Origin of the sequence: Actinomadura sp. DC4 (genome assembly GCF_030406325.1) — a bacterium.
Classification (GTDB): Bacteria; Actinomycetota; Actinomycetes; order Streptosporangiales; family Streptosporangiaceae; genus Actinoallomurus.
The window spans coordinates 37,483-49,030 of record NZ_JAUEQY010000038.1 but is presented as its reverse complement, the minus strand read 5'-3'; the positions used below and the strand labels follow the sequence as shown (position 1 = coordinate 49,030).

The following is an 11,548-nucleotide window of genomic DNA, read 5'->3' as shown; positions in this document are numbered from 1 at the left end:
CCGGCACGGGGGCATGACCGGCCTCGCGCTCGCCCCCCCAACTCGGGGGGGGCGAGAGCGAGGCCGGACCGCGCCCACCTGCGTCGCGGCATGAACGGCACGTTCTCCGGACACGGTCGGCGAGGACGGGCGCGGGGACCGCGAACGGCCGGGTGGCGGTGTGCTGCCGCGGTGTCGGCCCCGCTCGGCGGGCGCCGTAGCGCCGTCGATCCTGTTCCGACCGGCTGATGGCGGCTGCTACGCAGCCGCCATCAACGTCATCTTCGGATCACGGCCTACGTGGGGCTGCCGTCGAGGACCGGGCCGCCGTTGACCTCTATGTCCTCCGCCTGACGGGCGAACTGGCTGTGGTAGAGGTCGGCGTACAGACCGCCCGCGGCCAGCAGCTTCTCGTGGGTGCCGCGTTCGCTGATCCGGCCCGCCTCGATCACCAGGATCTGGTCGGCCTCGCGGATCGTGGACAGGCGGTGCGCGATCACCAGTGACGTGCGGCCGGCCAGGGCCGTCTTCAGCGCCCGCTGGATCGCCGCCTCCGACTCTGAGTCCAGGTGGGCCGTCGCCTCGTCCAGTACGACGATCGGCGGGGCCTTCAGCAGCAGCCGGGCCAGCGTGATGCGCTGCTTCTCCCCGCCGGAGAACCGGTAGCCGCGATCGCCGACGACCGTGTCGAGCCCCTCGGGCAGCGCTTCGATCGTGTCCCAGATCAGCGCCGCGCGGCAGGCCTCGACGAGCTCGTCCTCGTCGGCGTCGGGGCGGCCGTACAGCAGGTTGGCGCGCACCGTCTCGTTGAACAGGTGCGCGTCCTGCGTGACCACGCCGATGTTCTCCCGTACGGACGCGAGGGTCAGGTCGCGAAGGTCGTGACCGTCGATGCGCACGGCGCCCGAGGTCGGGTCGTACAGCCGCGGCACCAGGTGGGTGATCGTGGTCTTGCCGGCGCCGGACGGGCCGACGAGCGCGGTCAGCTTGCCGGCCGGGGCGAGGAAGCTCACCCCGGTGAGGGTCGGCGTGTTGTCGTCCGTACGGGCCGGCTCGGGTTTGGCGGCCGACGACAGCGACGCCAGCGACACCTGGCCGGGGCTCGGATACCGGAAGGAGACGTCCTCGAACTCGATGTCCAGCAGGCCCGCCTCGGACCCGGTCCGGTCCGCCGGGACGGTCAGCGGCCGCGCGCCGGGGCGTTCGGTGATGTGCGGCTTGAGGTCCAGGACCTCGAAGACCCGGTCGAAGCTCACCAGGGCGACCATGGCCGACGACTGCAGGTTCGAGAGCTGGTTGACCGGCCCGTACAGGCGCATCAGCAGCGCCACCATCGCCACCAGGGTGCCGAGCTGCAGCGTGCCGTTGATCGCTAGGCCGCCGCCCAGGCCGTACACCAGGGCCGTCGTGAAGGAGGTGAGGATCGTGACGATGATCGGCAGCAGCCGGCCCCAGACGACTCCCTTGGCGGCGACGTCGCGGACCCGGGCGGCCTTGTTCGCGAACAGGTCCCGCTCCTCCGGCGCGCGGCCGTACAGCTTGGCCAGCATCGCGCCCGAGACGTTGAAGCGCTCGGTCATCATCGAGCTCATCTCGGCGTCCTGCTCCATCATCGCCCGGGTGATCCGCTGGATCCGGCGCCCGATCAGCCGCGCGGGGATCAGGAACAGCGGGATCATCACCAGGGCCGCGACGGTGATCTGCCAGGACAGGTAGAACATCGCCGCGAGCACCAGGACCAGCGTCAGGATCGTGGACACCGCCTGGCTCAGCAGGGAGGTCACGGCCTGCCGGGCGCCGATGACGTCGGCGTTCAGCCGGCTGATCAGCTTGCCGGTCTGCGTACGGGTGAAGAACGCCAGCGGCTGCTCCTGCACGTGCGCGAACACCTCGGTGCGCAGCTCGCAGACGAGCCCCTCGCCGATCCAGCCCGAGGCCCAGCCCTGGACGAAGCCGGAGCCGGCGTCCACCAGGGCCAGCCCGGCCAGGCCGAGGCTGAGCCACACGACGACGCCGAGATGCCGGGGGAGCACCCCGTCATCGATGATCAGTTTGAGGAACAGCGGGCTGGCGGCCGCGATGCAGGCGCTGATGACCGTGGCCACCAGCAGCGTCACGATGTGCCAGCGGTACGGCCGCGCGTACGGCACGATCCGCCGTACGGTCCCGCGTTTGACCCGCTGCCGCGACATCAGATCGTCGACCGGGCCCCGTCTGACCGCACTCATGGACGGCCCGCCTAGCATGGCCACGAAACCGCCTCGCTCTCTCTGGATTCTTCGCGCCGTACGGTGACCGGGACGCTCATCCGCCCCTCGCTCACTGCGCGTCCGCCTTGGTTCGCGCCGGGGGACGCTTCGCCCGTTCGCGGCGCTCGTCGAGGAAACCGATGATGGCCGCGTTGACGGGCTCGGGCCGTTCCAGGTACCCGATGTGGCCGGCGCCGGGGATCTCCACCAGATCGCAGTCCGGGATGGCATCGGCCACCTCGGCGACCAGGTGGGGCGGGCAGACGCGGTCGTCGGCGAACGCGATCGCGCGGCAGGGCACGCCGACCCCGCGCAGCGCCGGCCGCCGGTCGCCCCGGTCCTCCGCCGCGGCGGCCTGACCGGCGGCGGTGCCACCGGAGAGTTCGAAGATCTCCAGCCACATCGCGGCGGCGTCGTCATCATCCAGCGTCGTGGGCGACAGCATCTCGAGCACCGTCTTGGCGGCCTGGTAGCGGCTCGGCAGCCGGATGCCGCTCTCGCGCAGCTCGCGGTCGGCGGCCGACTGCGCCCGCCGGTAGGCGTCCGACCGCGCCCGGGTCGCGAGCAGCACCGCCGACCGCACCAGCCCCGGCGACTCGAGCGCGAGTTGCTGCGCGATCATCGCGCCGAGCGAGGCCCCGACGACGTGACAGGGGCCGATGGCCAGCTCCGCGATCAGCCCCCGGGTGTCGGCCACCATCTCGGCGAGGGAGTAGTCGCCCCCGGGCGAGTCCGACGGCGGGATGCCGCGGTTGTCGAAGGTGATCGTCTCGTAGCCGGCCCGCTCCAGCGCGGGCGTCTGGTGCATGCGCCAGACGTGGCCGGCGGCGGAGGAGCCCATGATGAGGAGAACGGGCTCGCCCCGGCCCGTGCGCTGGTACGACAGCCGGATGCCGTTGGTCTCGACGAAAGGCATTAAAGGCCGATCATTTCTCGATCGGGGCGGGGTTCTTTCCGCCGCGTCTCGGTTTTCGGGCCACGGGTAAGGCACCCTTCTTGTCGCGAAAATATGGGTGGGCGGAGACAGATCCAGGTAACGGGTAAAGCGGCTGGGCGGCTACCATGTCACCATCCGGCCGTAAGGATCAATATCGGCGGATCGGCCGTCTGAGCGGGTGTTCAACTGCCCCCCGGGCACAGTTGAACACCTCGGGCAGGCGCCGCCGTTCACCGGCCATTGTCCGATCGCCCGCTTCCGGGGCATCCTTTTGAACGGCACTCCGCTCGGTGCCGTGAATTCACGCTTTCTTCGCCGGCGTGTTTCCCTCTGAACGAGCCGTTCCCTTCTGTAGTCTTTTCCTGGAGGTCGGGCAGATGGCCGATGAATCGCTGTTCCTCAAGTCAAAGGTCATTGTCGAGCCGCTGGTCGACCGGTTCTTCGCCTGGCCGCACACGCTGGCGCCGATCCAGTCGGCGATGAACCTCGCCTTTCTGCAGGTGCCGCTCCTGGAGTCCTACCTGCAGTCGCCCCAGGTGCACGTCGCGGCCAGTAACAATCCGGACCTGCGGGGCGGCTACTTCATCAACATCGCCGAGGAGCGCGCGGACGAGGTGCGCGACCTGCTCGCCACGATCAAGCGGGACCGCGCGCACATCCTGAGGTTCGCCGAGGCGATCGCGGCCGGCCAGGACCTGCTGCGCGCCAACGCGACCGGCTTCGACCTGACCCCGCTGTACCCGAAGCTGCCCCCCGAGCTCGGCGGCCTGGTCGAGCTGGCCTACGACACCGACAACCAGGCGCAGATGCGCTTCATCGAACCGCTCACCTACATCAGCGACTTCTACCAGGAGTCGCGCCAGTCGGTGCAGCTGTCGTTCGAGACCGGCGTCGAGCGCCCGTTCATCCTGAGCACGCCCCGGCTGACCTCACCGGACGTCCTGGAGCTCGGCATCCCGTTCCGGCACTCCGGCCTGGAAGAGCTGTTCAAGGCACGGGTCCACCCGACCACTCTCGGCCACCTGCGCGAGGCCCTCGAACTCGACGACGCACAGGCGCAGCGGCTGGCGACCATGCTGAGCGACCGGCCCTCGCTCGCCGAGGACCGCCACATCGATGCGGGCGGCCGCATCCGTTACTTCGGGCACGCCTGCCTGGTCCTGCAGACACCGGACGGCGCCGTCGTGGCCGACCCGTTCATCAGCGCCGACAGCACCGCCGGAGACCGCTACACGCTCGACGACCTGCCGGACTTCATCGACCTGGTGATCATCACGCACGGGCACCAGGACCACATCGTGCTGGAGACGCTGCTCCAGCTGCGTGGCCGGGTCGGCAAGGTCGTCCTCCCGCGCTCCTCCCGCGGCAACCTGTCCGACCCGTCCATGGCGCTGATGCTCAGGTACGCGGGCTTCCCCGTCGCCGAGGTCGACGACTTCGACGAGCTGGAGTTCCCCGGCGGCAAGGTCACCGCGACGCCGTTCCTCGGCGAGCACTGCGACCTCGACATCCGCGCCAAGTCGACCTACTGGGTGGAGCTGGCCGGCAAGAAGGTCTTCGTCGGCGCCGACTCCTCCGGAATCGACCCCGCGCTCTACCGCTACGTCCGCCAGCACCTGGGCACCGCCGACCTGGCCTTCCTCGGCATGGAGTGCGACGGCGCGCCGCTGACCTGGCTCTACCAGGCGCTGCTGACGGTCCCGGTCACGAAGAGGATGAGCGACTCGCGCAAGCTGTCCGGTTCCAACGCCGAGCAGGCCGCCGCCATCATGACCGAGTTCGGGGCCCGCGAGGCGTACGTCTACGCCATGGGCGAGGAGCCCTGGCTCGGCCACGTCATGGCCACGACGTACAACGAGGACACCTACCAGATCAAGCAGATCGAGGAGTTCCTGGCCTGGTGCAAGGAGCACGACATCCCGGCCGGCCACCTCTACGGGCAGCAGGAGTGGCGCTGGTAGCCGCCCCCGATCACGTCCTCGCCCGCTCCGAGCGGCCACGGCCGCCGGGGCGGGCGGACCCTTCTCCACGACCCCTGACCCACGGCCCCGGCGCGCCGCGCCCGTCATCGCTCAGGAAGGACGGCGATGTTCACACTGGTTCAGCTGATCCGCAGTAAGCCCCGTATGTGGGGGTGGACGTTCCGGTGACGATCACCGCGCAGGCATCGGAGACCGGCCCCGCCAAGACGACCGGAGGCGCCCGGATCGTGGGCGTCGGCACGGCGACCACGGGGGAGTCCCACTCCCAGGCCGAGCTCCTCGACCTCTTCGCCATCACCGATCCACGTGTCCGTTCGGTGTTCCTCAACAGCGCGATCGAGCGGCGCCACCTCGTGCTCCCGCCGCAGGACTCCGACGGCATTCGCGTCTCCGAGCCCCAGGGCGCGCTGCTCGCCAAGCACAAGCGGCTCACCCTCGGCATGGGCGCGGACGCCGTACGGGCCTGCCTGGACAACGCCGGGCTCACGCTCGCCGACGTGGACCACCTCTGCTGCGTCACCACGACCGGCTTCCTCACCCCGGGCCTGAGCGCTCACCTCATCCGCGAGATGGGCCTCCCCCACACCGCCGGCCGCCTCGACGTGGTCGGCATGGGCTGCAACGCCGGGCTGAACGCCCTGAACGCCACCGCCGGCTGGGCCGCCGCCAACCCCGGCAAGGTCGCGGTCCTGTTGTGCGCGGAAGCCTGCTCGGCCGCGTACGTCATCGACGGCTCCATGCGTACGGCCGTCGTGAACAGCCTGTTCGGCGACGGCGCCGCGGCCGTCGCCGTGATGGCGGACCCGCCCGACGCCGCGTACGCCGCGCTCGAGGTGCCGCCGCGCGCCGGCAACCCGCGCATCCTCGGGTTCGCCAGCCACCTCATCAGCGAGGCGATCGGCGCGATGCGCTACGACTGGGACGACGCGCAGGGCAAGTTCAGCTTCTACCTCGATCCGGACATCCCGTACGTCGTCGGCGCCAACGCGGAGCAGGTCGTCGACCGTCTCCTGTCCGGCGCCGGGCTGCGCCGCAGCGACGTGCGCCACTGGCTGGTGCACTCCGGCGGCAAGAAGGTCATCGACGCGGTACGGGTCAACCTCGGCCTGACCCGCCACGACGTACGGCACACGACCGGCGTCCTGCGCGACTACGGCAACGTGTCGAGCGCCTCCTTCCTGTTCTCCTACGAGCGGCTGTTCGCCGAGGGCGTCACCGGCCCCGGCGACCACGGCGTCCTGATGACCATGGGACCCGGCTCGACCATCGAGACCGCGCTGGTGCAGTGGTGAGGGAGAACCGGATGACCCCGGACGACCTGGTCCTGACGATCGACGGCCGGCGGCCGCTGACCCCGGAGGCGGTGGCCGGCGTCACCGCCGTCTGCGACGCCGCCGAGGATCGCGGCGGGCGGAGCCGGGTCGTCGTCCACCTGTCGGGCGCGCCCGGCGGGGACGTGCCGGAGGAGCTGACGGTGGCGCTGGTCAGCAAGTGGGAACGCGCGCTGCGCCGGCTGGAACGCCTGCCCGCGATCACGATCGGCGTGGCCGGCGGCGACTGCGGCGGCCTCGCCCTGGACGTGCTGCTCGCCACCGACTACCGCGTCGCCACGCGGTCGACGCGCCTGGTCGTGCCCGTACGGGCGGGCGCGACCTGGCCGGGGATGGCGCTCTACCGCCTCGCCCAGTACGGCGCGAACGCCGCCCCGATCCGCCGCGCGGTGTTGTTCGGCACCCCCGTCACGGCCACCGACGCACTGGCGCTCCACCTGCTCGACGAACTGGCGGACGAGCCGGGCACCGTCCTCGGCGAACGGGCCGCGACCGTGTCGGGGAGCGAGCTGGCGATCCGGCGGCAGCTGATGTCGGAGGCGGCCACGGCCACCTTCGAGGAGGCCCTCGGCGCCCACCTGGCGGCCTGCGACCGTACGCTGCGCCGCGGCACCGTGGAGGCCGCGTCGTGACCGCCGCCGACGTCAGGACCTGGTCGCCGGACCTCGACCTGGCCGCCGCGCGCGCCGCGGTCGCCGAGGTCGCCGGGCGTACCGACGAGCGGCTCGCGGGCCTGCCCCTGCCCGGGGAACGCTCACCCGAGCAGCGCGCGGACGCGGAGGCGGCCCTGGACGAGGCCCGTACGCTGCGGGGGTGCTTCATGGACCGGTTCGCCGACGCCGTCCACGACGAGCTCACCGGCGGCGGCACCCGCCACCCGCGCATCGCCGAGCTCGCCCAGCAGGCCGCCGAGGCCTTCCCCGGCCTGGTGCCCGGCGCGGAGCGGCTCGCGGCCGAGCGCGCCCGGCCGCAGGCGGCCAAGGAGGGCCACGAGGTCGACCAGGGCATCTTCTTCCGCGGCCTCCTGCGGTCACCGCTCGCCGGCCCCCACGTGATCGACGCGATGCTGCGGCCGACACCACGCGCCCGTGCCCTGCTGCCCGCCTTCGCCGAGACCGGTGAGGCCGACCTCGGATCGGTACGCCTCGTGCGCGCCGACGGCGTGGCGCGCCTGACCATGTGCCGCGACGACTGCCTCAACGCCGAGGACGACCGGCAGGTCGAGGACATGGAGACCGCCGTCGACCTGGCGCTGCTCGACCCCGCCGTACGGGTCTGCCTGCTGCGCGGCGGCGAGATGACCCATCCCCGCTACCGGGGCAGGCGCGTGTTCAGCGCGGGCATCAACCTCAAGGCCCTGCACGCCGGCGGCATCTCCCTGGTGGACTTCCTGCTGCGACGCGAGCTCGGCTACATCCACAAGATCCTGCGCGGGATCCGCGTCGACGACGGCTGGCGGTCGCCGGCGACGCAGAAACCCTGGGTCGCGGCCGTGGACACCTTCGCCATCGGCGGCGGCGCGCAGCTGCTGCTGGTGTTCGACCACGTTCTCGCCGCGTCCGACGCGTTCGTCAGCCTGCCCGCCGCCAAAGAGGGGATCATCCCGGGTGCCGCGAACCTCCGCCTCGGCCTGGCCGCCGGCGGCCGGTTCGCCCGCGGGATGATCCTCGACGGCCGGCGGATCTGGGCGACCGAACCGGACGCCCGGCTGCTGATCGACGAGACGCACGAGAGCGCCGAGCTCGACGCCGCCGTCGAGCGCGCGGTCGAACGGTTCGCGGCCCCCGCCGTGGTCGCCAACCGGCACATGCTGAACCTCGCGATCGAGCCGGTGGAGGCGTTCCGCGCCTACATGGCCGAGTTCGCGTTCCAGCAGTCGCTGCGGCTCTACGGCACGGACGTGCTGGACAAGGCCGGCCGCTTCGGGCGGCCGTCATGAGCCGCGTCCGGTACGAGAAGAAGGACCACGTCGCCCACGTCACGCTGGACCGGCCCGCCGTGCTCAACGCCATGGACCTGCGCATGCACGAGGAACTGCGGGCAGTGTGGGACGACGTCGAGGCCGACGACGACGTACGGGTCGCGGTGCTGACCGGCGCGGGCGATCGCGCCTTCTCCGTCGGCCAGGACCTGAAGGAACGGGCCCGGCTCCAGGCGGAGGGCGCCGCGCCGACGACGTTCGGCAGCCGCGGGCAGCCGGGCTGGCCACGGCTGACCGAGCGCTTCACGATGTCCACGCCGGTGATCGCGCGGGTCCACGGCTACGCGCTGGGCGGCGGCTTCGAGCTGGCGCTGGCCTGCGACCTGATCGTCGCCTCCGGAGAGGCGGTCTTCGGGCTGCCCGAGGCGCGGCTCGGCCTGGTGCCGGGCGCGGGCGGCGCCTTCCGGCTCGCCCGGCAACTGCCGCTGAAGCTCGCGATGGGCCACCTGCTCACCGGCCGCCGGCTGACCGCCGAGACGGCACTGCGGTACGGCCTCGTCAACGACGTCGTCCCGTACGACCGGCTGGACGCCTGCGTCGCGGAGTGGACCGCCGACCTGGTCCGGAGCGCGCCGCTCTCCGTACGGGCCATCAAGGAGAGCGTCCTCAGGTCGGTCGACATGCCGCTGGAGGAGGCGTTCTCCTGCGACTACACGTGGGAGGAACGGCGCCGGCACAGCGACGACGCGATCGAGGGCGCCCGGGCGTTCGCGGAGAAGCGCGACCCCATTTGGAACGGCCACTAGCGACGGGGTTTCTCAATGGAATGGACACTCAGCGACTTCGCCCGGCTCGCGCACGCCCAGATGAGCTCCGCGACCTGGGAGCTCATGGAGGGCGGCGCCGCCGAGGAACGCGCGCTCGCCGCCAACCTCAAGGCCTTCGAACAGGTGCGGGCGGAGTCCGCGCCCACGCGCACCGCGCTCCGGCCGGACACCGCCACCGAGATCCTCGGCCGTTCATGGGCGGCGCCGGTGGCGGTGGCGCCGCTGGCCTACCAGGCCCTGGCGCATCCGCTGGGAGAGCTCGCCACCGTACGGGGAGCGGCCGCCGCGGGCGGGGTCCCGGTCGTGGTCAGCACCTTCGCGGGCCGGACCCTGGAGGAACTCGCGGCCGAGGGCGGCGTGCCGCTCTGGCTCCAGGTCTACTCTCTGCACGACCGGCCGCTCCTGCGCCGGCTCGTCGAACGCGCGGAGAACGCGGGCTTCGAGGCGCTCGTCCTCACCTTCGGCACCCCGCACGCCGGCGGCGACGCGGCCGGCGACCTGCGCCTGCCATCCGGCCTGACCCCGACCAACCTCGGCGCGAAGGGCTGCGCCGGGCCCGCCCGGATCACGTTCGACCCCGGCCCCGACTGGCCGGTCGTGGAGTGGCTGCGCTCGGTCACGTCGCTGCCCGTCGTGGTGAAGGGCGTGCTGACCGGCGCCGGCGCGCGCCACGCCGCCGACGCGGGCGCGGACGGTGTCGTGGTCTCCAACCACGGCGGGCGCGACGGCGTCCCGGCCACGCTCGACGCCCTGCCCGAGGTCGCCTCGGCGGTGGCCGGACGCCTGCCGGTCCTGCTCGACGGCGGCGTACGCCGCGGCCAGGACGTGCTCGCGGCCCTCGCGCTCGGTGCCGACGCGGTCCTGCTCGGCCGTCCGGTGCTGCACGGCCTGTCGGTCGGCGCGGCCGAGGGCGTGGCACGCGTCCTCACCATCCTGCTGGACGAGCTCCGGACCGCCATGGCCTACGCCGGCCACGGCGCGGTCGCCGACGTCGCCGCGCCGCCGCCGGCCCGGGAACGCGGGCCCGCGCTGCGCCTGGCGGACCTGCACGCGAGCGTCGCCGACCCGGTCATGGACACGCTGAACTTCCTGAACGAGGTGACGCTGCGCTACCCCGAGGCCGTCTCGTTCGCGCCCGGCCGGCCGTACGACGGGTTCTTCGACACCGAGCAGATCTTCACCTACATCCGCCGCTACCTCGACCACCTCGCCGCCACCGGTCGCACGCCGGCCCAGGTGCGCGACACGGTGTTCCAGTACGGGCCGTCCGCCGGCCTGATCCGGGGACTCGTCGCCGATTCGCTCCGTACCGAGGAGGGCATCGACGTCCCGCCGGAGTCGATCGTGGTCACCGTGGGCTGCCAGGAGGCGATGTTCCTGACGCTGCGCGCGCTCCTGGCCGGCCCCGACGACGTGGTGCTGGTCTCCAGCCCGTCCTTCATGGGCATCACCGGCGCGGCCCGGCTGCTGGACGCCGACGTCGTCGCGGTCGAGGAGCGCGAGGACGGCCTGTCATGCGCGGACGTCGAGGCCGCGATCCTCGCCGAACGCGCCCGTGGACGCCGGCCCCGCGCGGTGTACGTGATCCCCGACCACTCCAACCCGTCCGGCCTGACCACGCCGCTGGAGACGAGATACGCGCTGCTCGACCTGGCCGAACGGCAGGACGTGCTCATCCTGGAGGACAGCCCGTACCGGCTGGTCAGTCCCGGTGCCCAGGTCCCGACGCTGAAGTCCCTCGACCGGAACCGCCGGGTGATCCACCTGGGCTCGTACGCGAAGACCGTCTTCCCGGGCGCGCGCGTCGGATACGTGGTCGCCGACCAGCCGGTCCAGCGGCCCGACGGCACCACGGGACTGCTGGCGGCCGAGCTCGCCAAGATCAAGAGCATGGTCACGGTGAACACCTCGGCGCTGAGCCAGGCCGCGGTGGCGGGCGCGCTTCTGCAGTCAGGGGGCCGGGTGGGGGACCTGAACGCGGACACGGCCGCGTACTACGGCGACACCATGCGCTTCACCCTCCAGACGCTGGAGCGGGTGTTCGCGCCCGAACGCCGGGCGCGGCTGGGCGTGAGCTGGAACGCCCCGGCCGGCGGCTTCTTCCTGGCCATGAAGGTGCCGTTCCGCGCCGACAACGCCGCCCTCGCCAGGTCCGCGCAGGACTTCGGCGTCATCTGGACCCCGATGTCGTACTTCCACCCCCACGGCGGCGGCGATCACATGATCAGGCTGTCCACGAGCTACCTGACGCACGCCGACGCGGAGGAGGGCGTCTCCCGGCTGTCCGCCTTCATCGAGTCCGAGGCCGCGACGCGCCGATGA

8 protein-coding genes are annotated in these 11,548 nt (G+C 72.1%); 6 read left to right on the top strand and 2 right to left on the bottom strand.

The window, feature by feature from the left end; all coding sequences use genetic code 11:
- Nucleotides 1-275: 275 nt before the first annotated feature.
- Both QWU11_RS40990 and QWU11_RS40985 read right to left on the bottom strand, forming a co-directional pair.
- Entirely contained in the window at nucleotides 276-2,207 is a 1,932-nt protein-coding gene (locus QWU11_RS40990; protein WP_290119971.1) for an ABC transporter ATP-binding protein, read from the bottom strand.
- Nucleotides 2,208-2,298: 91 nt separating this feature from the next.
- A complete protein-coding gene (locus tag QWU11_RS40985; RefSeq protein WP_290119970.1) occupies nucleotides 2,299-3,144 on the bottom strand; it encodes an alpha/beta hydrolase in 846 nt (281 codons plus the stop codon).
- A 398-nt stretch (nucleotides 3,145-3,542) separates the two neighbouring features.
- Between QWU11_RS40985 and QWU11_RS40980 the strand changes: the two genes are divergently transcribed.
- The 6 genes from QWU11_RS40980 to QWU11_RS40955 all read left to right on the top strand — a co-directional run bounded on the left by QWU11_RS40980 (nucleotide 3,543) and on the right by QWU11_RS40955 (nucleotide 11,548).
- A complete protein-coding gene (locus QWU11_RS40980) occupies nucleotides 3,543-5,126 on the top strand; it encodes an MBL fold metallo-hydrolase (RefSeq protein WP_290119969.1) in 1,584 nt (527 codons plus the stop codon).
- 185 nt (nucleotides 5,127-5,311) lie between these two features.
- Nucleotides 5,312-6,439 (top strand): 3,5-dihydroxyphenylacetyl-CoA synthase DpgA, encoded by a 1,128-nt coding sequence (gene dpgA, locus QWU11_RS40975; RefSeq protein ID WP_290119968.1) that lies wholly within the window; start codon nucleotides 5,312-5,314, stop codon nucleotides 6,437-6,439.
- A gap of 11 nt (nucleotides 6,440-6,450) precedes the next feature.
- Nucleotides 6,451-7,110 (top strand): enoyl-CoA-hydratase DpgB, encoded by a 660-nt coding sequence (gene dpgB, locus QWU11_RS40970; protein WP_290119967.1) that lies wholly within the window; start codon nucleotides 6,451-6,453, stop codon nucleotides 7,108-7,110.
- On the top strand, nucleotides 7,107-8,417 hold the full coding sequence (gene dpgC, locus QWU11_RS40965) for a (3,5-dihydroxyphenyl)acetyl-CoA 1,2-dioxygenase DpgC (RefSeq protein WP_290119966.1): 1,311 nt from the start codon (nucleotides 7,107-7,109) through the stop codon (nucleotides 8,415-8,417). The genes dpgB and dpgC overlap by 4 nt, the downstream gene beginning before the upstream one ends.
- Nucleotides 8,414-9,205, top strand: a complete 792-nt coding sequence (dpgD, locus tag QWU11_RS40960; protein WP_290119965.1) for an enoyl-CoA-hydratase DpgD — start codon at nucleotides 8,414-8,416, stop codon at nucleotides 9,203-9,205. The genes dpgC and dpgD overlap by 4 nt, the downstream gene beginning before the upstream one ends.
- A gap of 15 nt (nucleotides 9,206-9,220) precedes the next feature.
- Nucleotides 9,221-11,548, top strand: coding sequence for an aminotransferase class I/II-fold pyridoxal phosphate-dependent enzyme (locus QWU11_RS40955; protein ID WP_290119964.1), 2,328 nt, complete (start codon nucleotides 9,221-9,223; stop codon nucleotides 11,546-11,548).

Excerpts from the sequence above, each read along its gene's own strand:
- dpgD (WP_290119965.1), top strand. The coding sequence starts at position 8,414 with ATGAGCCGCGTCCGGTACGAGAAGAAGGACCACGTCGCCCACGTCACG.
- dpgB (WP_290119967.1), top strand. The coding sequence starts at position 6,451 with ATGACCCCGGACGACCTGGTCCTGACGATCGACGGCCGGCGGCCGCTG.
- QWU11_RS40980 (WP_290119969.1), top strand. The coding sequence starts at position 3,543 with ATGGCCGATGAATCGCTGTTCCTCAAGTCAAAGGTCATTGTCGAGCCG.
- QWU11_RS40990 (WP_290119971.1), bottom strand. The coding sequence starts at position 2,207 with ATGAGTGCGGTCAGACGGGGCCCGGTCGACGATCTGATGTCGCGGCAG.
- QWU11_RS40955 (WP_290119964.1), top strand. The coding sequence starts at position 9,221 with ATGGAATGGACACTCAGCGACTTCGCCCGGCTCGCGCACGCCCAGATG.
- QWU11_RS40985 (WP_290119970.1), bottom strand. The coding sequence starts at position 3,144 with ATGCCTTTCGTCGAGACCAACGGCATCCGGCTGTCGTACCAGCGCACG.